Origin of the sequence: Cronobacter dublinensis subsp. dublinensis LMG 23823, from assembly GCF_001277235.1 — a bacterium.
Lineage (GTDB): Bacteria > Pseudomonadota > Gammaproteobacteria > Enterobacterales > Enterobacteriaceae > Cronobacter > Cronobacter dublinensis.
Map to the genome: position 1 here is coordinate 1,490,194 of NZ_CP012266.1, position 21,389 is coordinate 1,511,582.

Here is a 21,389-nt window from a genome sequence, read left to right on the forward strand (position 1 = left end):
CTCAGCCTCCGAACAGGTGATTAAACGGCTCGACCTCAACCCATTCGCCCGGCTCGACGTGGCCGCGCTCGCGCTCCAGCACGATAAAACAGTTGCCCTGGGTGAACGAGCTGAAAATATGCGAGCCCTGGTGACCAGTGCTGATGACTTCCGGCTGGCCGTCAGCGCCGGTGCGCAGCACGCCGCGCTGGAAATCGAGCCGTCCGGGGGATTTTTTCAGGCGCTCCGCCGCGCGCACCCGCAGGCGCGGCGCGCGAACGACCTGCTGGCCGCTCAGCTTCGCCAGCAGCGGCTGCACCAGCTGGTAGAACGTGACGGCGGCGGAAACCGGGTTGCCCGGCAGGCCGCAGAACCAGCTGTTCGCCAGCCGGCCAAAGGCGAACGGTTTGCCAGGCTTGATAGCGAGCTTCCAGAAGCCGATTTCGCCGAGTTCTTCCAGCAGCGTTTTGGTGTAGTCGGCTTCGCCCACCGACACGCCGCCAGAGCTTAGCACCACATCGGCCTCGCGGTCGGCTTCCAGAAACGCGGCGCGCAGGGCGTCCGGGTCGTCACGAATAATGCCGAGGTTAATCACGTCGCAGCCGAGCGCTTCGAGCATCAGATGCACCGCGAGGCGGTTGGTGTCGTAAATCTGGCCTTCCGCGAGCGGCTGGCCGGGGAGCTGGAGTTCATCGCCGGTCGAGAAGATCGCGACGCGCGGCTTGCGCACGACGTCCACTTCAGGAATGCCGAGCGAGGCGAGCAGCGGCAGTTCGGCGGCGCTCAGCTTCTGGCCCGCCTCCATCACTACCGCGCCCTGGCGGATATCTTCGCCGCGACGGCGAATGTGCTGGCCCACGCGCGCGGCGGCCGTGAAGCGCACGCCCGCGTCGCTGGTTTGCGCCTCTTCCTGCATGATGACGGCCTCGCAGCCCGGCGGCACCGGCGCGCCGGTCATGATGCGGACAACGCTGCCCGCAGGCCATTCGCCGCTAAACGGCTGCCCCGCGAACGCTTTGCCCGCCACCGGCAGCCACGCGCCCGACGCGAGATCCGCTAAGCGCACGGCGTAGCCGTCCATCGCCGCGTTATCAAATCCCGGCACGTCCAGCGGTGAGGTGACCGCGCGCGCCGTCACCCGGCCCATGCTCTTTAGCAGCGGCAGCGTTTGCGTCTCACTCAGGGGAAGAATGCGGGAGAGCATTTCTTCAAGGGCGGTTTCCAGGGACATCAGTCCAGCGGTCGGTTCCATCTTTCACTCCAGCGCGACAGTCACAAAGCGCCTATTATGACAGAAAGGGCAGCGGGTATGCATGTTTCGCCGCCTGCGTCGCCCGCCGGGCTTTACATCACTTTTACCTCTTTCTATATTCAAAATTCGTCTGAAGCAGCGGCAACGATAATGATATTTATAGAAAAAACGCAGCCGCCCCAGCAAAATTGCGGCGTGACAGTCTGCCTGCCGAACCAACACCTGTGAGGAACCGTAGTGCCCAACCATGATGTATTGCCTGAAGAAGAGGTGTTGTCGGTCTCTGGCCTGAACGTCTGCTTTATGGAAGAAGGAGAGCGTACCGCCGCGGTGCGCGGGCTCTCATTCAGCCTGAAACGCGGCGAAACGCTGGCGATTGTCGGCGAATCGGGCTCCGGCAAATCGGTCACCGCGCTCTCGCTGATGCGCCTGATTGAACAGGCGGGCGGCGTGATGGAGAGCGGCCCGCTGCTGCTGCGCCGCCGCAACCAGCAGGTTATCGACCTGCGAACGCTTTCCCAAAAACAGATGCGCGACGTGCGCGGCGCCGATATGGCGATGATTTTTCAGGAGCCGATGACCTCCCTAAACCCGGTGTTTCCGGTGGGCGAGCAGATAGCCGAGTCGATTCGCCTGCATCAGGGCTTCGGGCGCGACAAGGCGATGCGCGAAGCTAAACGGATGCTCGACCTGGTGCGCATCCCGGAGTCCGAGGCGATGCTGACGCGCTTTCCGCACCAGCTCTCCGGCGGGATGCGCCAGCGCGTGATGATTGCGATGGCGCTCTCGTGCCGTCCGGCGGTGCTGATCGCCGATGAGCCGACCACGGCGCTGGATGTCACCATTCAGGCGCAGATCCTGCAACTCATCCGCGTGCTCCAGCAGGAGATGTCGATGGGCGTGATTTTTATCACCCACGACATGGGCGTGGTCGCCAATATGGCCGACCGGGTGCTGGTGATGTACCAGGGCGAGGCGGTTGAAACCGGCACCGTCGAGGAGGTTTTTCGTCGTCCGGCGCACCCGTATACCCGCACGCTGCTGGCCGCGGTGCCGCGCCTCGGCGCGATGAACGGCACCGATCTGCCGCGTAAATTTCCGCTGCATCACGCCCCGCGCTGCGACATCGACCTGCCGGAAGCCGAGCAGGATACGGTCGTGCCGGACAGCGAACCGATTTTGCAGGTGCGCGACCTGGTCACGCGCTTTCCGGTGCGCAGCGGGATCCTCAACCGCGTAAAGCGTGAAGTGCATGCGGTTGAAAAGGTGAGTTTTGACCTGTGGCCGGGCGAGACGCTGTCGCTGGTGGGCGAATCGGGCTGCGGGAAGTCCACCACCGGGCGCTCGCTGCTACGCCTCGTGGAGACCCAGGGCGGCTCGATTACCTTCAGCGGCAAGCGCATCGACACGCTCTCCGACAGCGCCATGCAGGCGGTGCGTCGCGATATGCAGTTTATTTTTCAGGATCCCTATGCCTCGCTCGATCCGCGCCTGACGGTGGGCTACTCCATTATGGAACCGCTGCTGGTGCACCGTTTGCTTGACGGCGACGCGGCGCGCAAGCGGGTGGCGTGGCTGCTGGAACGCGTCGGGCTTAAGCCCGAACACGCCTGGCGTTATCCGCATGAGTTCTCCGGCGGCCAGCGCCAGCGCATTTGCATCGCACGCGCGCTGGCGCTCAACCCGAAAGTGGTGATCGCCGATGAGTCGGTATCCGCGCTGGATGTGTCGATCCGCGCGCAAATCATTAACCTGCTGCTCGATTTGCAGCGCGATTTCGGCATTTCGTTTCTGTTTATTTCGCACGATATGGCGGTGGTGGAGCGCATCAGCCATCGCGTGGCGGTGATGTATCTTGGACAAATTGTCGAGATAGGTCCACGGCGCGCGGTGTTTGAAAATCCCCAGCATCCGTACACCCGCAAGCTCATGGCGGCGGTGCCGGTGGCCGATCCTGGTCATCCGCGCCGTCAGCCAGTGCTCATTTCCGATGAGATCCCGAGCGCCACGCGCCCGAAAGGCGACGAGCCGTTTGTCGCGCCGCTGGTGCAGGTGGGGCAGGGCCATTACGTGGCGCGTCATCCCGTTGGGGCGACGGATCATCATTTTTAATTTTTCAGGCAAGGCTTTCAGGAGAAGACGATGACACAACGAATCGCACGCCGCTGGTTCGCCGCGGCAGGGCTGGCTTCTGCGCTGGCCGCCGCGCCCGCCTGGGCTGATAAAGAGATTGTCGTGGCGGTGGGCTCAAGCTTTACCACGCTCGATCCTTACGATGCTAACGACACGCTTTCCCAGCAGGTCGCCAAGTCGTTCTATCAGGGGCTGTTCGGCCTCGATAAAACCATGAAAGTCCAGAACGTGCTGGCGGAAAGCTACAGCGTGTCGGATGACGGGCGGGTGTATACCGTGAAGCTTCGCAGCGGCGTGAAATTTCAGGATGGCACCGATTTCAACGCCGATGCGGTGAAAGTGAACCTCGATCGCGCCAGTAACCCGGATAACCATCTCAAGCGCTATAACCTGTATAAAAATATCGCCAGTACCGAGGCGGTCGACCCGACCACGGTGAAAATCACGCTGAAACAGCCATTCTCGGCGTTTATCAACATCCTGGCGCACCCGGCCACGGCGATGATTTCGCCCGAGGCGCTGAAAAAATATGGCAAGGAGATTGGGTTTCACCCGGTCGGCACCGGCCCTTATGAACTGGTGACCTGGAACCCGACCGATTTTGTGAAGGTAAAGAAGAACACCCACTACTGGCAGCCAGGGCTGCCGAAGCTTGACGCCATCACCTGGCGACCGGTTGTGGATAACAATACCCGCGCCTCGATGCTACAAACCGGCGAGGCGCAGTTCGCCTTCCCGATCCCCTACGAACAGGCCGCGCTGCTTGAGAAAAACAGCAAGCTGGATCTCGTGGCGTCGCCCTCGATTATGCAGCGCTACATCAGCATGAACGTGACCCAAAAACCGTTCGATAACCCGAAAGTGCGCGAGGCGATTAACTACGCGATCAACCGCCAGGCGCTGGTGAAAGTGGCGTTCGCGGGATACGCAACGCCCGCGACCGGCGTGGTGCCGCCGACTATTGAATTCGCGCAGCAGTATCAGCCGTGGCCGTATAACCCGGCCAAAGCGCGCGAGCTCTTAAAAGAGGCGGGCTACCCGAATGGCTTTAGCACCACGCTCTGGTCGTCGCACAATCACAGCACCGCGCAAAAGGTGTTGCAGTTCACCCAGCAGCAGCTCGCGCAGGTGGGGATTAAAGCCAAAGTGACGGCGATGGACGCCGGACAGCGCGCTTCCGAGGTGGAAGGCAAAGGGCAGAAAGAGAGCGGCGTGCGGATGTTCTACACCGGCTGGTCGGCGTCGACCGGCGAGGCCGACTGGGCGCTGTCGCCGCTTTTCGCCTCCCAGAACTGGCCGCCGACGCTCTTCAACACGGCGTTTTACAGCAACCCGACGGTAGACGCCGCGCTTGCCGACGCGCTGAAAACGACCGATAAAGCCCGTAAAGCCGCGTTGTACAAAGACGCGCAGGACACCCTGTGGAAGGAGTCGCCCTGGGTGCCGCTGGTGGTGGAGAAATTAGTATCGGCGCACAGCAAATCGCTGACCGGGTTTTACATGATGCCGGATACCGGCTTTAGTTTTGAGGATGCGGACCTGAAATAAGCGTGGCCGCCCGACAAGTCAGAAGGGTGGGAGCGTAAACCCAGTAAGCGTAGGGCGGGTAAGCTAACGCACCCGCCATTCCGAAAGTTTACGCTGCCCGTGAAAATGGCCTTAACCGATAACCAGTGACGATCTCATGAAGGAAGACAAGGTTTCGCATGTTTAGCTACATCATAAAACGCCTGCTGGGCCTCATCCCGACGCTGCTTATCGTGGCGGTGCTGGTGTTTTTATTCGTTCACCTGCTGCCGGGCGACCCGGCGCGTCTGGTGGCCGGGCCGGAGGCCGATGCAGAGGTGATTAACCTTGTGCGCCATCAGCTCGGGCTCGATCAGCCACTCTGGCAGCAGTTCTGGCATTACATCAGCAACGTGGTGCGGGGCGATTTCGGCATTTCTCTGGTGTCGCGCCGTCCGGTCTCTGAAGAGATTGCCAGCCGGTTTATGCCAACCTTCTGGCTGACGCTCGCCAGCATGAGCTGGGCGATGCTCTTCGGACTCGCCGCCGGGATTGTCGCTGCAGTATGGCGCAACCGCTGGCCGGATCGCCTGAGCATGACGCTCGCGGTCTCCGGCATCTCGTTCCCGGCTTTCGCGCTCGGCATGCTCCTGATGCACATCTTCTCGGTGCAGCTCGGCTGGCTGCCGACCGTCGGGGCCGACAGCTGGCGGCACTATATTCTGCCGTCGGTAACGCTGGGCGCCGCCGTGGCTGCCGTGATGGCGCGCTTCACCCGCGCCTCGTTCGTGGACGTGCTCGGCGAAGACTATATGCGCACCGCGCGCGCCAAAGGCGTCAGCGAAAAATGGGTTATCCTGAAACATGGCCTGCGCAACGCCATGATCCCGGTCGTCACCATGATGGGCCTGCAGTTCGGTTTCCTGCTGGGCGGCTCTATCGTGGTGGAGAAAGTGTTTAACTGGCCGGGGCTTGGGCGTCTGCTGGTGGATTCGGTGGAGATGCGCGACTACCCGGTTATTCAGGCCGAAGTGCTGCTGTTCTCACTCGAATTTATTCTTATCAACTTAGTGGTGGATGTGCTCTACGCCGCCATTAACCCGGCTATCAGGTATAAGTAAGGATGCGACTTTTCAACTGGCGCCGACAGGCGCTTTTAAACGGCATGCCTACCGTGCGCCCTCAGCAGAGCCGCACGCCGTGGCATGAATTCTGGCATCGTCTGAAGCGCCAGCCGGTGGCGCTGGTCGCGGGCGGCTTCGTGCTGCTGTTGATAGCCCTGGCGCTGTGCGCGCCGTGGATAGCGCCGTTCGATGCGGAAAACTATTTCGATTACGACCGCCTGAACGAAGGGCCGTCGATGGTCCACTGGTTTGGCGTGGATTCGCTGGGCCGCGATATTTTCAGCCGCGTCATTGTCGGCGCGCGGATTTCGCTCGCCGCCGGGGTGTTCGCCGTACTGACGGGCGCGTTGATTGGCACCGTGCTGGGGCTGCTGGCCGGGTTTTATGAAGGCTGGTGGGACCGGGTTATCATGCGCATCTGCGACGTGCTGTTCGCATTTCCGGGCATTTTGCTCGCGATTGCCGTGGTGGCGGTGATGGGCAGCGGCATGGCGAACGTGATTATCGCGGTGGCGATATTCAGCATCCCGGCCTTTGCCCGTCTGGTGCGCGGCAACACGCTGGTGCTGAAACATCAGACCTTTATCGAATCGGCGCGCAGTATCGGCGCGTCGGATTTCACCATTCTGTTTCGCCATATCCTGCCGGGCACGGTGTCATCGATTGTGGTCTATTTCACCATGCGCATCGGCACGTCGATTATTTCCGCCGCCAGCCTGTCGTTTCTCGGCCTCGGCGCGCAGCCGCCGACGCCGGAGTGGGGCGCGATGTTAAACGAGGCCCGCGCGGATATGGTGATGGCGCCGCACGTGGCGATTTTCCCGAGCCTCGCGATTTTTATGACGGTGCTGGCATTTAATCTGTTAGGCGACGGGCTGCGCGATGCGCTGGATCCGAAGATTAAAGGGTAGGGTCAGGCATAGCGGGGACGTTTGCGGGATGGAGGGATGGAGGGATGACGGGCGCGCTACGCTTACCCGCCGGTAAAACGCCAATAAAAAAGGCTGCCATCGGCAGCCTTTTTTGATGCAGAGCACCTTAAACCAGGCTGCCCCACAAGTCATATTCGTCGGCGTTTTCTACCTTCACGCGCACCACGTCGCCCGGCTTCAGCGTCGTTTCACCGTTGAGGTAAACCGCGCCGTCGATTTCCGGGGCGTCGGCCATGCTGCGGCCAATCGCGCCTTCGTCGTCCACTTCATCGACAATCACCAGGATCTCGCGACCCACTTTCTCCTGCAGACGCTCGGCGGAGATCTGCTGCTGCAACGCCATAAAGCGGTTCCAGCGCTCTTCTTTCACCTCTTCCGGCACCTGATCCGCCAGCTCGTTGGCGGTGGCGCCTTCGACCGGGCTGTATTTAAAGCAGCCGACGCGGTCCAGACGCGCTTCTTTCAGGAAATCCAGCAGCATCTGGAAATCTTCTTCGGTTTCGCCAGGGAAGCCGACAATAAAGGTAGAGCGCAGGGTCAGCTCCGGGCAAATCTCGCGCCACTGCTTAATGCGCGCCAGCTGACGGTCGACCGAGCCCGGACGCTTCATCAGCTTCAGAATACGCGGGCTCGCGTGCTGCAGCGGGATATCGAGATACGGCAGGATTTTCCCTTCCGCCATCAGCGGGATAACGTCATCCACGTGCGGGTACGGGTAAACGTAGTGCAGACGCACCCAGACGCCGAGTTTGGCAAGCTGTTCGCACAGGCTCACCATGCTGGTTTTCACCGGCGAGCCGTTCCAGAAACCGGTGCGGTGTTTCACGTCAACGCCATAGGCGGAGGTGTCCTGGGAGATAACCAGCAGCTCTTTGACGCCCGCTTCCACGAGGCGCTTCGCCTCGGCCAGCACGTCGCCAATCGGACGGCTGTCGAGATCGCCGCGCATCGACGGGATGATGCAGAAGGTACAGCGATGGTTACAGCCTTCGGAAATTTTCAGGTAGGCGTAGTGACGCGGCGTCAGCTTCACGCCCTGTTCCGGCACCAGGCTCAGGAACGGGTTGTGCTTCGGTTTTGGCACATAATGATGAACATGTTGCAGCACCTGCTCGTAGCTGTGCGGCCCGGTGATCTCCAGCACCTTCGGGTGCACTTCGCGGATCTGATCTTCTTTCGCGCCGAGACAGCCGGTGACGATCACCTTGCCGTTTTCATTCAGCGCCTCGCCGATCGCCTCCAGCGACTCCTGCACCGCGCTGTCGATAAAACCGCAGGTGTTGACGATAACCATATCGGCATCGTCATAGCGTGGCACCACGTCATAGCCCTCGGTGCGAAGCTCGGTCAGGATGCGCTCGGAGTCCACCAGGTTTTTCGGGCAGCCCAGCGAAACGAAGCCTATCTTAGGCTGCTGCATTACATTGCTCATAGGTCAAAAATTCATCATTTATGGAGTTATCAGGGCGGGGATTTTACAGAGGTTGGCGGGAAATTTGTACTGGTATCTTCTGCCTGCCGGTTTGTTAAAGTTTTTGTAAAAGTCAGACCGCCACCGCGACCGCTGGCTACCCTTAATCGCAACAGTCATAAGGAGAACGCCATGCCGCCACGCTCGCCCTGTTTATTCGCGCTGCTGCTGTTAGTCAGCGCCACCGCCGCCGCGCTGCCTGCGAAGGTCGAAGTGTTACAGGATAATCTCCACAACCCGTGGTCGCTGGCGTTCCTGCCGGATAACCAGGGCATGTTAATCACGCTTCGCGGCGGCGAGCTGAAACGCTGGCAGCCGGGCAAAGGGCTCTCTGGCGCGATTGCGGGCGTGCCTGAGGTGTGGCATCAGGGGCAGGGCGGGCTGCTGGATGTGGTGCTGGCCCCCGATTTTAACGAGAGCCGCCGGGTCTGGCTGAGCTATGCCGAAGGCGGCAGCGACGGCAAAGCCGGCACCGCGGTGGGCTACGGGCGGCTCAGCGAGGATATGCAGCGCCTGGAGGATTTTAAGGTCGTCTTCCGCCAGCAGCCGAAGCTCTCCACCGGCAATCATTTTGGCGGACGTATGGCGTTTGACGGCAAAGGGTATCTCTTCATCGCGCTTGGCGAGAATAACCAGCGCCCGACGGCGCAGGATCTCGACAAGCTACAGGGTAAAGTGGTGCGCCTCACCGAAAATGGCGAGGTGCCAAAAGACAACCCGTTCGTCGGCAAGCCGGGCGCGCGCCCGGAGATCTGGTCCTACGGCATCCGTAACCCGCAAGGACTGGCGCTGAACCCGTGGAGCCAGACGATGTGGCTTAACGAGCACGGCCCGAAAGGCGGCGATGAAATCAATATTCCCGAAGCGGGCAAAAACTACGGCTGGCCGCTCGCCACCTGGGGCATTAACTACAGCGGCGAGCCTATTCCGGAAGCCAAAGGCGGCGAAGCACCGGGTACCGAACAGCCGCTGTTTTACTGGAAAGTGTCGCCCGCGGTGAGCGGGATGGCGTTTTACAACGCCGATAAATTTCCGCAGTGGAAAAACAAATTGTTTATTGGCGCGCTCAAAGAGCAGAACCTGATCCAGCTCTCGGTCAACGGCAATAAAGTAACGGAAGACGGGCGGCTGCTGGAGAAAGAGAACCAGCGGATCCGCGACGTGCGCGTCGGGCCGGATGGTTTCTTATATGTGCTGACCGACGAAACCGACGGCCAGCTGCTGAAAGTCAGCCCGGCGTCGTGATTAGCTCACCGGGATCATGACGATATTGCGAAACGCCGGACGCTCGGTGAGCTGCTGATACCAGCGCTCAAGATGCGGGCGCGGCGTCCATTCAATGCCGACGTTAAACAGGTTATAGATGTGCGGGGCAGGGGCCATATCGGCGATGCCGAACGCGTCGCCGGAGAGCCACGGGGTTTTCGCAAGCTCGGCGTCCAGCATGGCGAAGAGCGCCTCGCACTGCTTTTTGCTCTCTTCAATCAGCGCCGGGTCGCGCTGTTCGGGCGGCGTGCGCACCAGGCTGAAGACGACGCCGCGATGCGGCGCAGGCAGCACGCTGATGGCCCAGTCCATCCATTTTTCACCACGGGCGCGCGCCACGGGGCTCTCCTGCCACAGGCGGCCCTGGCCATATTGGGCCGCGAGATAGCGCACGATGGTGTTCGATTCCCACAGCACCAGACTGGTTTCATCGTCGCGCAGGCACGGCACCAGCCCGTTAGGGTTCATCGCCAGATAGTCCGGGTCGTGGTTAATGCCATATTTGCCGCCCGCCGGGATGCGGTGATACGGCAGCTCCAGCTCCTCCAGACACCACAGCACCTTTTTCACGTTAGTGGAATTCTCTCGACCCCATACGGTTATCATGACTTGCTCCTTTTGCAGATGAACGATGCCGCGACGGCGGACGCTGCGCGCCACGAGTGAACGCCCATGGTGGAATAATCCCCGCGCTTTAGCAACCGCCTGAAAAGGCGCTGGCAGCGCGCCGGTTTGTGACCGGAAAGTGAAACTTTAAAAACTTTACCCGCGCGCTGTTTCCTTGAGGGCGTTTGTGCGTTATTACTCACCTTTTAACCGATACGGTTGATTTGTAGTAGTTTCTGGAATGGATATTCAGGTGGCTTTTATGACCTCACTCTCACGCTCCGGCGCTTCCTGCGCGCGTGCTCTCTCAGGCGCGTTTCTTCTTATCTCGCTTTCCGCCGCCCACGCGGCCGACCCCATCGCGCCCGCCTCGCCTGCGGTCGAGGCCCGCGCCTGGATCCTCATGGACTATCACAGCGGCAAGGTGCTGGCGGAAGGGAACGCCGATGAAAAGCTCGACCCGGCGAGCCTGACCAAGCTGATGACCAGCTATGTGGTCGGCCAGGCGCTCAAGGCGGGAAAAATTCATCTTGACGATAAAGTGACCGTCGGCAAAGACGCCTGGGCGACCGGCAACCCGGCGCTGCGCGGCTCGTCGCTGATGTTCTTAAAGCCCGGCGATCAGGTGTCGGTGGCCGATCTTAATAAAGGCGTGATTATTCAGTCCGGCAATGACGCCAGCATCGCCATCGCCGATTACGTGGCGGGCAGTCAGGACGCGTTCGTCGGCCTGATGAACGGCTACGCGAAGCGCCTGGGGCTGACCAATACCACCTTTAAAACGGTGCACGGCCTCGATGCGCCGGGCCAGTTCAGTACCGCGCGCGACATGGCGCTGCTCGGCAAAGCGCTGATCCACGACGTGCCGGACGAATACGCGGTGCATAAAGAGAAAGAGTTTACGTTTAATAAAATTCGCCAGCCGAACCGCAACCGCCTGTTGTGGAGCACCAGCATGAACGTCGACGGCATGAAAACCGGCACCACGGCGGGCGCGGGCTATAACCTGGTCGCCTCGGCGACGCAGGGCGACATGCGCCTGATCTCAGTGGTGCTCGGCGCGAAAACCGACGGCGTGCGCTTTCGCGAGTCGGAAAAGCTGCTGACCTGGGGGTTCCGCTTCTTCGAAACCGTCACGCCCATCAAGCCTGACGCCACGTTTGTCAGCGAGCGCGTCTGGTTCGGCGACAGCAGCGAGGTGAAGCTCGGCGCGGGTGAGGCGGGCTCGGTCACCATCCCGAAAGGGCAGCTGAAAAACCTCAAGGCGACCTATACGCTGAGCTCGCCGCAGCTGACCGCGCCGCTGAAGGCGGGTCAGGTGGTCGGCACGATTGATTTCCAGCTCAACGGTAAAAGCATCGAACAGCGACCGCTGGTGGTGATGGAGGCGGTGAATGAAGGCGGCGTCTTCAGCCGGATGTGGGATTTTGTTCTGATGAAATTCCATCAGTGGTTCGGCGGCTGGTTCTCGTAAAAACACGCTCCCGCCCGGCGGGAGCGCTTACCACAGCACCTCGACCTTCGCCGACTGCGCCCAGGCGATAAACGCCTCGTCGGGCATGCGGTCGGTTGCGATCGTTTTGAACGCCTCAAGCGGCCCCATGCAGGCGGGCCGCACCTGCCCAAACTTACTGTGATCGGCCACGATCACGTGACGCTGGGCCATCTCCAGCGCCCAGTGCTTCACCGGCAATTCATCGAGATTAAAACAGGTCGCGCCATACTGCGGATGGACGCCGGCCGCCGAAAAGAAAGCAATATCCGGGCAGAGGTTGCGCAGCGTCTCCTGAAAGTTGAGCGGTTTGAAAATGGCGTTGCTGGCGTGGAACTCGCCGCCGCACAGAATAACGCGGCACTGGGGTTTCTCCTGCAGCGCCAGAAAGGTGTTCAGCGAGTAGCAGATGCCGGTAAAGGGCAGCGCGTCGTCCAGCGCCTCGATAATCCACGGCGTGGTGGTGCCGCAGTCGAAAAACAGCGTCTGGTGCGGGCGCGCGAGCGCCGCAGCAATCCGCGCCGCGTGACGTTTTTCTTCCACCAGGCGGGTTTTTTCGTCGCTCAGCAGATAACGGCTGACGGTGACCCCGCGCGGCTCCAGCACGATATACCCGCCGAGCAGCGTGACCGGCGCGTCGTGGCCCTGGAGATCGCGGCGAATCGTCATCTCAGAGACGCCAAGCAGCGCCGCCGCCTCTTTAAGATGAATTTTATCCTGCCGCTTTAGCGCCTGTAGCAGTTGCGCTATTCGCTCGTCACGCCGCGTTTCCATAAAGCCTCTTGCTCAACCCGGCGCCACGCCCGTCGCGCGGCGCCTGAAAAGTCGTGCAATCTTACCTGCGGCCCTGCGGTTAGTCACGCACCCAGCCTTTACGGATAGGCAGTGCGAAGCACAGACGATAAAGTTGGCGCAGCGCCCGGTAGAGCGGCTCGCCGAGCGGCGCCCAGAGGATCTGCGCGCTCAGGCAGGCGAGCAGCCCCACCAGCAGACCGCCCGCCATATCGAGCGGCCAGTGGACGCCCAGATAGATGCGTGACCAGGCGATGGCGCAGGCGACCGCCATCAGCACCAGCCCCGACCAGACGCGGTGCCAGAAGAGAAACGCCAGCGCGAAGGTGAAAATCACGGTGCCGTGATCGCTTGGGTAGGAGTCGTCCGGCGCGTGCGGCAGGAACTGATGGCCGAGGCCCACCACAAACGGTCTCGGGTGTGGAAACAGATGACCGGCAATCCAGGAGACGGCGAGGCTGATAAGCAGCGCCAGCGCGAATTTCACCACCAGCCGACGCTCGGTGGGGCGCCACAGCCAGAGCACGACGGGCAGCAGCGGTACGATGGAGATAAGATCGCGGGCGATAAAGGTCGCGAGTGCGATAAGCCAGCTCGCGGAGTCTGGCGTGGCGTTGATTTGCAAAAAGAGAAAGTGATTCAGCGCTTCCATCATAGGGTTGCGGGTTCCTTATTCATCAATGTGGTGGTCACGCCCCACGTCACCACCTGAGTGAGCCACACCCACCAGCCTGCCCACAGGTTATGGGTGAAGAAATGCGCGCCGCGCATCACCTGGCCGAAGCCCATCGCGAGCCCGAGCATCATGCCTGCCGCCAGCGCCAGCCGGGCGAGGCGCGGGTGTTCGCGCCGCAGCCCGAACCAGAGCCCCATCACCATAAAGCCGCTGGAGGCATGGCCGCCGGGGAAACAGCGTCCGGGGCCGCTGGCGTCTGGCACCGCGCCGAAGAGCGGATAGGAGAGTGCTTTTCCGCCATACTCGACCAGATCCCACGGGCAGCTGTGGTGGCTGGTGGCCTTCAGCACGCCGACCACGGCGGTGCCAAGCCCCATCAGCAGCGCCACCATTATCCAGCGCGGGTGGCGGCGCACGAGACCGTACAGCAGGCTTGCGACCGCCATCGCAATCGCGCCATATTTGGCGAGCCGGTGGTTGAACAGATCAAGCCAGGGGTTGTTCTGCCAGGGGAACCGCTGCGCGGCGGCATCAAACCACATCTGCGTCAGCCAGCGGTCCAGCGCCTCGTTACGCGAAAGCCAGGTAAACAGCACGCCCAGCGCCGTTAACAGCGCAAGCTGACCAACATAAAAGCGCAGGGGCAGAGAATAAAGGGAGATTGTCTTATTTATCCGGGGCCTGGCGGGCAACAGGAGCGGAGATAACGTGCGCATAACGGCGCCCTCTGCGAGCTGAAAACGGCCAGCATAGAACGGCTAACTTAAGAAAACCTTAAACACCCCGGCGAAAGGCGCGCGCTGCCGGGTTGTCGCACATAATTCACTATCGCGCGGCGCGTCAATTCATTACACTCAGCGCGATTTTACAGATGGATGACTCATGCAAACTCACGCAAACCGAACCGGACGTCTCGGACGCCAGGCGCTGCTGTTCCCGCTCTGCCTGGTGCTCTACGAATTCTCTACCTATATCGGCAACGACATGATCCAGCCGGGAATGCTCGCGGTCGTCGAGCAGTATCAGGCGGGCGTGGAATGGGTGCCGACCTCGATGACCGCCTATCTCGCGGGCGGCATGTTTTTACAGTGGTTGCTCGGCCCGCTCTCGGATCGCATCGGCCGTCGGCCGGTGATGCTGGCGGGCGTGGTGTGGTTTATCGTGACCTGCCTCGCCACGCTGCTGGCCCAGAATATTGAACAGTTCACCGTGCTGCGCTTCCTGCAGGGCATCAGCCTGTGCTTTATCGGCGCGGTGGGCTATGCGGCTATCCAGGAGTCGTTTGAAGAGGCGGTGTGCATCAAAATCACCGCGCTGATGGCGAATGTCGCGCTGATTGCCCCGCTGCTTGGCCCGCTGGTGGGCGCGGCCTGGGTACATGCCGCGCCGTGGGAGATGATGTTTGTGTTGTTCGCCGCGCTGGCGGCCATCTCGTTCTTCGGCCTGTGGCGCGCGATGCCGGAAACCGCGACGCGGCTTGGCGAAAAGCTGTCGCTGCGCGAACTGGGCCGCGACTATAAAAAAGTGCTGAAAAACCTGCGCTTTGTGTCCGGCGCGCTGGCGATCGGTTTCGTCAGCCTGCCGCTGCTGGCGTGGATTGCCCAGTCGCCGGTGATTATCATCAGCGGCGAGCAGATGAGCACCTATGAATATGGGCTGTTGCAGGTGCCGATTTTCGGCGCGCTGATTATCGGCAACCTGGTGCTGGCGAAACTTACCGCGCGGCGCAGCGTGCGTTCGCTGATTGTGATGGGCGGCTGGCCGATTATGGCCGGCCTGGCGCTGGCGGCCTTCGCCACGGTTATCTCATCCCACGCGTATCTCTGGATGACGGCGGGGCTCAGCATTTACGCCTTCGGTATCGGCATCGCCAACGCGGGCCTGGTGCGCCTGACGCTGTTTGCAAGCGACATCTCCAAAGGCACCGTTTCCGCGGCGATGGGAATGTTGCAGATGACCATTTTTACCGTCGGCATCGAGGTGAGCAAACACGCCTGGACGGGCGGCGGCAACGGGCTCTTCAACCTGTTTAACTTCGCAAGCGGCCTGCTGTGGCTGGGCCTGACGGTTATTTTCCTCAAAGACAAAACCGTTGGCGCCAGCCGGGAAGGCTGATGTGACGCGAGGCGGCCTACACGGGCCGCCGTTTCACGCAAACGGCGCTTCGCCGTTCAGGATCTTATCAATCACCTCAAGCACGCCCTCCTGGTTATTGGCCGGTGCCCGGTAGCGCGCCACCTCGTGAATCGCCTGCGGCGCGTTTTCCATTGCAAACCCAAACCCGGCATGGCGCAGCATCTCGACATCATTGCCGCCATCGCCGAATGCCACCACCTCCTGGTCCGCGATGCCCCAGCGTCGTTGCAGCATCTGAATGCCGTTCGCTTTATGCAGGCCCGGAATGATGAGATCGATAGAGCCGTGACCACTTGAGACCGGCACGACGATACCGTCAAACGCTTCGGTCAGGTCGTCCATTGTTTTCAGCAGCTGGCTGTCCGGCAGGTTGAGCGCGAACTTAAAGAAAATGTCCCTGGCCGCGAACAGGTCGTCGACAAACTCCAGCCGGTGATAGTAGCGCGACGCCATCTCCTTGAAACGCGTGTCGTAACGGTTAAGCGTATAGCCGCTGCGCTTGCCGCAGGCGATGATCTCTATGTCTTCCAGCGTCAGCAGGTGAGTGATGACGTGGCGATACTCCTCTTCAGTCAGCTCGCCGTTAAACAGATCGTTGCCCTCACACACCACCCACGCGCCGTTTTCGGCAACAAAGGCTATCTCGTCGGCTATCTCCGGGAAGAACGACGTCAGTTGGTAATACTGGTTGCCGCTCGCCACCACAAAACGGATGCCGCGCGCTTTCAGCTCGGCGTACTGCGACAGAAAACGCGCGCGATTGTAAGTCTTGGCATCGCTTAAAAAGGTGCCGTCCATATCCACGGCGATTAACTTCACTGCCATAAACACTCCTTAAGGATTTTCAGGCGCCGCGCCTTAAAAGTGCGGATTTATGCCTGTTAACATAAGCTGTGGTTATTAAAAGAATTTCCACTTAATTCAAATTTAAACCTAAAGCTAAATTGCCTGGGGGCCGATAGTAGCCTTGTTAACGACTCTCCGACGTGCGAAACGGCAACCCTATGGCGACTATATTTAATAATCTGATGTCAGGTAACGTCCTGACGCAGCAGAAAAAAACGGCCGCTAGCTTAAGCCAGTCTATTGAGCGGCTCTCATCCGGCATGCGCATTAACAGCGCGAAGGATGACGCTGCCGGGCAGGCTATTGCCAACCGTATGTCCGCGACGCTCAACGCTAACGATGTGGCGACGCGTAGCATGAACGACGGTATTAGCCTTTCCCAGACCGCGGAAGGCGCGCTTTCGGAAGTCAGCGCGCTGCTGATTCGCGCTAAAGAGCTGGCTGTGCAGGCAGCTACCGGTACACTCGATTCGACTGACCGTGCGGCTATCTCGACCGAGTTTGGCCAGATTAAAGCGCAGATTGACGCCATTGCCACAGGGACGACGATTTTCGGCAAATATCCGCTGGCACCCGCGGCACCCCCGAAGCCACCCGCGCCGCAGCTCGGCAATATTCCGTCCATTAACCAACGCTTCCCGGTGCCTGGTCAGCAATACACGTTCAGTTCCGGGCTGGTGCCGCTGGCCTATATTCCGGCGGGTGCGACCGACATTACGCTGACCATTAACTCCGGCTGGATGGATGACGATATCCAGCTGTTCAGCCGCGACGGCAGCCATCTGGTCGGCACGCCGCTGAACGGCCCCACCCGCGATTTCACCTGGACGAATAACGGGGTGAACAGTACCGCAACGGCCAATACCAAAGTCATCTCCACCGATAACGGCTTTCTGCCTGGCGCCAGCTACAGCGATACGAACCTGACGCAGGGCCCGGCCACCTATAACGTGAGCGGCGGCGCGGTGAAGAATTACAACGGCATGACCATCACCTACAGCGGCGACGGCGACCGCTACGAGACGCCCGCGACCGGCTGGGCCAATAACGGCACTGTGTCGGCGGGCAACTATCTGGAGCGTCTCTCCATCGATAAGGTGACAGAAGATGTGATCATCATGGTCGTCGGTAACGGGTCGTTTTTCGGCCAGATGACCTGGTCCAAACTGCCGCTGCCGACCGATAAGCCCGACGGGCCAGTCAGTACCGACACCGACATCGTGATGAGCGCCGACTACGGCGAGGCGGTGAAGTATAAAACGATCCCGGCGACACCCTCGGACACCAAAACGCTCGGCCTGGACGCCGCGCGGCTGGATAATCAGCAGGGAGCGTCGCAGGCGATAGACACCATCGATCACGCGCTGGATACCGTGAGCAGCTATCGCGGCACCTATGGCAGCCTCGTGAATACGTTTGATTCGGCGAAAGCGGGGCTGGCGCAGAAAACCGTCGCCACCACCGCCGCGCGCAGCCGCATCGAGGATGCGGACTTCGCCCAAGAGACCAGTAACCTCAGCCGGACGCAGATCCTGCAACAGGCCGGGAACGCCGTGCTGGCGCAGGCGAACCAGCAGGCGGAAAGCGTGCTGTCGCTGCTTAAATAACCTCACGCTCAGGCTCGCCAGGCGTTGCAGGTTTGGCCACCGCGCGGGCGACCAGCGCCGCCAGCACCACCAGCGACAACACCACCAGCATCGCGCTGCGCAGTCCGTAATATTCCCCCAGGAAACCGAGCAGCGGCGGGCCCACCAGGAAGGCGACATAGCCCGCCGTGGCCACCACACTCACGCGCACCGGCGCATCCGGCCCGGTATCGCTCGCCGCCGAAATCGTCAGCGGGAAGCCGAGCGACGCGCCTAATCCCCACAGCAGCACAGAGACGCTGGCGATAAGCGGATTATCGACAAAGATAATCAGCCCGATGCCGAGCGCGCCCATCATGGCGCTGGCGCGCACCACGTTAACGCGGCTGTAGCGGTCGATAAACCAGCCGCCGCAGAAACGCCCAAGCGTCATGCCGAGCGTAAAGCCTGCGTAGATCAGCGAGCCGGAAGTGGGGCTGAAGCCGTGACCATCTACCATGAGGAGCGGCAGCCAGTCGTTGGCGGAGCCTTCGGCAAACGCCATCGCCAGCACAATCAGCCCGATGAGCAGCAGCTGGCTGTCTCTCCAGAACGGAATATGCCCGGCGGGGCGCTGCTGGCGTGCTTCTTTCGCCTCTTTACCAACGCCGTGCGGAATGGCACGCAGCCCGACGATAATCGGGATCACGGTGATGAGCGTGGCGATGGTGAGGTGCAGATCGGCGCGGAAATTCAACGCCGTCAGGCTAAGCCCAATGCCCGCGCCAATCAGCGTGCCGAGGCTGAAAAAACCATGCATCATCGGCAGAATGGTTTTGTTCTGTAACTGTTCAACGGTCGCGCCTTCGACATTCAGCGCCACCTCGGCGGAGCCCATGCCCGCGCCCAGCACCGCCAGACCGCAGGCGAACAGCAGCGGCGAGGCGAGCCCCAGCGCAAGCGCCATCAGCAGCATCCCGACAACCCCAAGCGTCATGCCGTTGCGGATAACCGGACGCGTGCCGAGCCGCTTCACCAGCCAGCCGGAGCACAGAATACCGCTCATCGAGCCCACCGAAAGACCGAACAGCACGATGCCCATCCCGGCGGTAGAGACTTCCAGCACGTCGCGGATAGACGGCGTGCGGGTCGCCCAGGAGGCCATCAGCAGGCCCGGCAGAAAGAAAAACAGAAACAGCGCCCACGTCCTGTGACGCAGCGCGGAAGAGTGATTCACGTCGGATGACATAGCCCATTCGCCTGGAGTGAAAAAAGAAACCTTTAAAACGTAGCAAGGTTGTGTACATTTGTACACATGCTAAAAAGGCTATTTCCCGGTTGAGAGTTCGACACCCTATGGCGACACGACAAAACGATCCGCAGCGCCGCGAGCGTATCCTGGAAGCGACGCTTGCCTGCATCGCCGAGCATGGTTTTCATCATATTACGCACCGCAAAATCGCCCAGCAGGCGGACGTGCCGCTGGGCTCCGTCACGTACTATTTCAAAACGCTGGAAACCCTGCTTGAAGAGGCGTTCACGCGTTTCGCCGAGACGATGTCCTGCCAGTATCAGGCGCTGATGTCGCAGGCGAAAAGCCGCGAAGAGGCCTGCGAGGCGGTGACGGCGCTGATTTGCGGCGCGCAGGTGACGACGCCTGAAAACATGGAATTGATGTACCAGCTTTACGCCTACGCGGGCCGCCAGCCGCAGCTGAAAATCATCATGCAGGACTGGATGCGGCGCAGCCAGCAGACGCTCGAAACCTGGTTCGACCCGGCGACCGCCCGCGCGCTCGACGCGTTTGTCGAAGGGATGACGCTGCATTACGTCATCGACCGCGAGCCGCTCAGCCGCGAGACGATCCGCGCGACGGTGGGGAGGATGGTGGGGGAGGGTTAGCGTTGATTTATCAGAGAAGGTAAATAAAGCAGTACGATGACCCATAACACCATTCCCACTATTTTTAATGGCCAGGGAGCAGGAAGCTCGAAGCAGAGAAGCGTGCCCGTAATCAGTAGCGGGCCTGTTAAGAGTTCAAATATACTGTTTAACATCCCAATTTTTTGGGAAAGGAACCGGTTCAGTATCAACGCGATGAGTCGCGCTCCTGCAAGTATGAGTGCGACTCCCACAGTTTTTTCCTGCCAGGAGGCGAGTTCAGCCAATACAATTAAGCAGGTAGTGAGAACCCAGCCACAAAAAAGAATATTAATAATTTCAATGATGGTTTTATTCATATTGCCTGGTCTTTTTGTTTGCGCTAATTAATGATTCTTTAATTGAATGGTAATGGACATCATATATAACGTGTACTGATGGTTCATATATCACTTCATGTGAAGTAAATGAAATAATTTTCATGCATTTTATTATGAAATATGATTGTTGCAAATTTTATTATGTAAATCGCTACGTTGTCTAATTCTCAATCCTTAATATTATCTGAAAAAACGTTTAGCTTGCTGGCGAGATGATGTCCTTTTGGTAATCTTCAGTTGCTAAATAAACAGATAAGAGGTGTTAAATTTATTTAATGCTTGATTATTTTATAACAGGCTGGATTAAAGCGCGTTTCTCAATAAAAGAGTACTAACTCGTGGGCAGGGTTCAGCCAATCATCTAACAGGTATGTGTTTATAGGGAGGGAGTATGGATACCGTAGAAAGCCTTAATGGGGGATATTTTTACAAAGGCCTTTTTGATTTGAGCGCACATGAATTACTCTTCTGGGTCATGATTGATGAAATCCAAAAACAGCTTGGCGTCGAGGATATCATAGGCGCTGCATTCTTGTTGTTAGGTACGAATAGTATTGAAGTGCCGGGTAAAATGTCTACCGCTACAAAAGGGACGTCTCACGCCTCTTTATTCTTCAGGCAGCACCTAAGCTATAAATTCAAAAAGCGTATTCTTCCAACATTGACCAAAAAATCTTTCTCCATGCGCGGGCTTAAAATCTTCTGGGTCAATAATTTGGGCGCTTTCGTCGGTCGTGCAGTACCTGTGCTGGGCTGGATTATACTTGCGAAAGATGTTGCCCTTATCAGTTACAATACGGTAAACCATTACAATAAACTGGTACGTAAAGAGGACAGGATCTGGTGAATACGGTATCTGATGAAGACATTCAGACTATGATCTTAAAAGAACTACCGCTAGTGACTTCTTTCACACTTAAGAAGCAAGAGCCTGATCTTGACAACCCTTTGCAGGAAATGTTTGAAGTCGAAGATATCGCAGAAATGGCTCAGACCCTTTTCAGCCATTTCGGGACAGAACACAGCTACTTCGATCTCACCACTTACTTTCCGTGGAAAACGCCAGGACTGTTTTCACGCAAGCCCGTGATACAGGATAAAGCGCCTTTGACAATCAGGATGTTTGTGGAGTCGGTGAAGGCGGGGAGGTGGTTGTATGGATAATCCGCATGATCGTGTAAAGATCATTTTTGGCCTGCCAGAAGTGGCAAGCTTTTGCTTGCGTCATGCACTTGCATGAAAACCACGCTATAAAGCGGGCAGGCGTGGTAAGGGTGCGAACGCGCGCTAATCCTTTTGATAATTGTATTGGGTGTAATATTGTAAGGAAGTCCATCTGTTACATATAGTGA

Annotated in this window: 20 protein-coding genes; 11 read left to right on the forward strand and 9 right to left on the reverse strand. The window is 59.4% G+C overall.

Annotated features, from left to right (window positions below; translation table 11 throughout):
• Position 1 precedes the first annotated feature (1 nt).
• Positions 2-1,231 (reverse strand): molybdopterin molybdotransferase MoeA, encoded by a 1,230-nt coding sequence (gene moeA / locus AFK67_RS06825; protein ID WP_007711834.1) that lies wholly within the window; start codon positions 1,229-1,231, stop codon positions 2-4.
• A gap of 237 nt (positions 1,232-1,468) precedes the next feature.
• Between moeA and gsiA the strand changes: the two genes are divergently transcribed.
• The 4 genes from gsiA to gsiD all read left to right on the forward strand — a co-directional run bounded on the left by gsiA (position 1,469) and on the right by gsiD (position 6,905).
• A complete protein-coding gene (gene gsiA, locus AFK67_RS06830; protein WP_038883957.1) occupies positions 1,469-3,343 on the forward strand; it encodes a glutathione ABC transporter ATP-binding protein GsiA in 1,875 nt (624 codons plus the stop codon).
• Between the two features lie 30 nt (positions 3,344-3,373).
• The gene (gene gsiB / locus AFK67_RS06835; RefSeq protein ID WP_032966387.1) at positions 3,374-4,912 is read left to right on the forward strand and encodes a glutathione ABC transporter substrate-binding protein GsiB; all 1,539 of its coding nucleotides are present in this window, start codon (positions 3,374-3,376) and stop codon (positions 4,910-4,912) included.
• Between the two features lie 158 nt (positions 4,913-5,070).
• The gene (gene gsiC, locus AFK67_RS06840) at positions 5,071-5,991 is read left to right on the forward strand and encodes a glutathione ABC transporter permease GsiC (RefSeq protein WP_007711825.1); all 921 of its coding nucleotides are present in this window, start codon (positions 5,071-5,073) and stop codon (positions 5,989-5,991) included.
• A gap of 2 nt (positions 5,992-5,993) precedes the next feature.
• Positions 5,994-6,905, forward strand: coding sequence for a glutathione ABC transporter permease GsiD (gene gsiD / locus AFK67_RS06845; RefSeq protein ID WP_007711824.1), 912 nt, complete (start codon positions 5,994-5,996; stop codon positions 6,903-6,905).
• A gap of 127 nt (positions 6,906-7,032) precedes the next feature.
• On the opposite strand, the gene rimO is transcribed toward gsiD, so the two are convergent.
• Positions 7,033-8,358 carry a 30S ribosomal protein S12 methylthiotransferase RimO gene (gene rimO / locus AFK67_RS06850; RefSeq protein ID WP_007711823.1) on the reverse strand — a complete coding sequence of 442 codons (1,326 nt, stop codon included), beginning with the start codon at positions 8,356-8,358 and terminating at the stop codon, positions 7,033-7,035.
• A 171-nt stretch (positions 8,359-8,529) separates the two neighbouring features.
• On the opposite strand from rimO, the gene AFK67_RS06855 reads away from it, so the two are divergent.
• Complete coding sequence (locus AFK67_RS06855; RefSeq protein WP_007711822.1) at positions 8,530-9,642, forward strand: PQQ-dependent sugar dehydrogenase; 1,113 nt, start codon at positions 8,530-8,532, stop codon at positions 9,640-9,642.
• On the opposite strand, the gene AFK67_RS06860 is transcribed toward AFK67_RS06855, so the two are convergent.
• Positions 9,643-10,269 (reverse strand): glutathione S-transferase family protein, encoded by a 627-nt coding sequence (locus AFK67_RS06860; RefSeq protein WP_038883954.1) that lies wholly within the window; start codon positions 10,267-10,269, stop codon positions 9,643-9,645. It abuts the gene before it with no gap.
• Between the two features lie 262 nt (positions 10,270-10,531).
• Between AFK67_RS06860 and dacC the strand changes: the two genes are divergently transcribed.
• The gene (dacC, locus tag AFK67_RS06865; RefSeq protein WP_050555331.1) at positions 10,532-11,743 is read left to right on the forward strand and encodes a serine-type D-Ala-D-Ala carboxypeptidase; all 1,212 of its coding nucleotides are present in this window, start codon (positions 10,532-10,534) and stop codon (positions 11,741-11,743) included.
• A 27-nt stretch (positions 11,744-11,770) separates the two neighbouring features.
• Here the strand turns inward: dacC and deoR are convergent, their stop codons facing one another.
• From deoR to AFK67_RS06880, 3 genes are all read right to left on the reverse strand, one after another.
• Entirely contained in the window at positions 11,771-12,535 is a 765-nt protein-coding gene (deoR, locus tag AFK67_RS06870) for a DNA-binding transcriptional repressor DeoR (protein WP_007711819.1), read from the reverse strand.
• Positions 12,536-12,614: 79 nt separating this feature from the next.
• Positions 12,615-13,208 (reverse strand): undecaprenyl-diphosphate phosphatase, encoded by a 594-nt coding sequence (gene ybjG, locus AFK67_RS06875; protein WP_007711818.1) that lies wholly within the window; start codon positions 13,206-13,208, stop codon positions 12,615-12,617.
• Positions 13,205-13,945, reverse strand: a complete 741-nt coding sequence (locus AFK67_RS06880; protein ID WP_007711817.1) for a phosphatase PAP2 family protein — start codon at positions 13,943-13,945, stop codon at positions 13,205-13,207. Before AFK67_RS06880 ends, ybjG begins: the two co-directional genes overlap by 4 nt.
• A gap of 166 nt (positions 13,946-14,111) precedes the next feature.
• Between AFK67_RS06880 and AFK67_RS06885 the strand changes: the two genes are divergently transcribed.
• Positions 14,112-15,344 (forward strand): MFS transporter, encoded by a 1,233-nt coding sequence (locus AFK67_RS06885; protein WP_007711816.1) that lies wholly within the window; start codon positions 14,112-14,114, stop codon positions 15,342-15,344.
• Between the two features lie 33 nt (positions 15,345-15,377).
• On the opposite strand, the gene AFK67_RS06890 is transcribed toward AFK67_RS06885, so the two are convergent.
• Positions 15,378-16,190 (reverse strand): Cof-type HAD-IIB family hydrolase, encoded by an 813-nt coding sequence (locus AFK67_RS06890; protein WP_007711815.1) that lies wholly within the window; start codon positions 16,188-16,190, stop codon positions 15,378-15,380.
• Between the two features lie 179 nt (positions 16,191-16,369).
• On the opposite strand from AFK67_RS06890, the gene AFK67_RS06895 reads away from it, so the two are divergent.
• Positions 16,370-17,818, forward strand: coding sequence for a flagellin N-terminal helical domain-containing protein (locus AFK67_RS06895; RefSeq protein WP_007711814.1), 1,449 nt, complete (start codon positions 16,370-16,372; stop codon positions 17,816-17,818).
• On the opposite strand, the gene AFK67_RS06900 is transcribed toward AFK67_RS06895, so the two are convergent.
• Positions 17,811-19,025: an MFS transporter gene (locus tag AFK67_RS06900; protein ID WP_007711813.1), complete on the reverse strand. Its 1,215-nt coding sequence runs from the start codon at positions 19,023-19,025 to the stop codon at positions 17,811-17,813. The genes AFK67_RS06895 and AFK67_RS06900 overlap by 8 nt on opposite strands.
• 107 nt (positions 19,026-19,132) lie before the next feature.
• On the opposite strand from AFK67_RS06900, the gene AFK67_RS06905 reads away from it, so the two are divergent.
• Complete coding sequence (locus AFK67_RS06905) at positions 19,133-19,678, forward strand: TetR/AcrR family transcriptional regulator (RefSeq protein WP_007711811.1); 546 nt, start codon at positions 19,133-19,135, stop codon at positions 19,676-19,678.
• Here the strand turns inward: AFK67_RS06905 and AFK67_RS06910 are convergent.
• Positions 19,675-20,016, reverse strand: a complete 342-nt coding sequence (locus AFK67_RS06910; protein ID WP_032966383.1) for a hypothetical protein — start codon at positions 20,014-20,016, stop codon at positions 19,675-19,677. The genes AFK67_RS06905 and AFK67_RS06910 overlap by 4 nt on opposite strands.
• A 412-nt stretch (positions 20,017-20,428) precedes the next feature.
• On the opposite strand from AFK67_RS06910, the gene AFK67_RS06915 reads away from it, so the two are divergent.
• A complete protein-coding gene (locus AFK67_RS06915; protein ID WP_007711809.1) occupies positions 20,429-20,884 on the forward strand; it encodes an STM2901 family protein in 456 nt (151 codons plus the stop codon).
• Positions 20,881-21,201, forward strand: a complete 321-nt coding sequence (locus AFK67_RS06920; protein ID WP_032966381.1) for a DUF1493 family protein — start codon at positions 20,881-20,883, stop codon at positions 21,199-21,201. Before AFK67_RS06915 ends, AFK67_RS06920 begins: the two co-directional genes overlap by 4 nt.
• The last annotated feature ends 188 nt before the right edge of the window (positions 21,202-21,389 follow it).

Coding starts and splice junctions, on each gene's coding strand:
- moeA (WP_007711834.1), bottom strand. CDS start 1,231: ATGGAACCGACCGCTGGACTGATGTCCCTGGAAACCGCCCTTGAAGAA.
- gsiB (WP_032966387.1), top strand. CDS start 3,374: ATGACACAACGAATCGCACGCCGCTGGTTCGCCGCGGCAGGGCTGGCT.
- gsiC (WP_007711825.1), top strand. CDS start 5,071: ATGTTTAGCTACATCATAAAACGCCTGCTGGGCCTCATCCCGACGCTG.
- gsiD (WP_007711824.1), top strand. CDS start 5,994: ATGCGACTTTTCAACTGGCGCCGACAGGCGCTTTTAAACGGCATGCCT.
- rimO (WP_007711823.1), bottom strand. CDS start 8,358: ATGAGCAATGTAATGCAGCAGCCTAAGATAGGCTTCGTTTCGCTGGGC.
- AFK67_RS06855 (WP_007711822.1), top strand. CDS start 8,530: ATGCCGCCACGCTCGCCCTGTTTATTCGCGCTGCTGCTGTTAGTCAGC.
- AFK67_RS06860 (WP_038883954.1), bottom strand. CDS start 10,269: ATGATAACCGTATGGGGTCGAGAGAATTCCACTAACGTGAAAAAGGTG.
- dacC (WP_050555331.1), top strand. CDS start 10,532: ATGACCTCACTCTCACGCTCCGGCGCTTCCTGCGCGCGTGCTCTCTCA.
- deoR (WP_007711819.1), bottom strand. CDS start 12,535: ATGGAAACGCGGCGTGACGAGCGAATAGCGCAACTGCTACAGGCGCTA.
- ybjG (WP_007711818.1), bottom strand. CDS start 13,208: ATGATGGAAGCGCTGAATCACTTTCTCTTTTTGCAAATCAACGCCACG.
- AFK67_RS06880 (WP_007711817.1), bottom strand. CDS start 13,945: ATGCGCACGTTATCTCCGCTCCTGTTGCCCGCCAGGCCCCGGATAAAT.
- AFK67_RS06885 (WP_007711816.1), top strand. CDS start 14,112: ATGCAAACTCACGCAAACCGAACCGGACGTCTCGGACGCCAGGCGCTG.
- AFK67_RS06890 (WP_007711815.1), bottom strand. CDS start 16,190: ATGGCAGTGAAGTTAATCGCCGTGGATATGGACGGCACCTTTTTAAGC.
- AFK67_RS06895 (WP_007711814.1), top strand. CDS start 16,370: ATGGCGACTATATTTAATAATCTGATGTCAGGTAACGTCCTGACGCAG.
- AFK67_RS06900 (WP_007711813.1), bottom strand. CDS start 19,025: ATGTCATCCGACGTGAATCACTCTTCCGCGCTGCGTCACAGGACGTGG.
- AFK67_RS06905 (WP_007711811.1), top strand. CDS start 19,133: ATGGCGACACGACAAAACGATCCGCAGCGCCGCGAGCGTATCCTGGAA.
- AFK67_RS06910 (WP_032966383.1), bottom strand. CDS start 20,016: ATGAATAAAACCATCATTGAAATTATTAATATTCTTTTTTGTGGCTGG.
- AFK67_RS06915 (WP_007711809.1), top strand. CDS start 20,429: ATGGATACCGTAGAAAGCCTTAATGGGGGATATTTTTACAAAGGCCTT.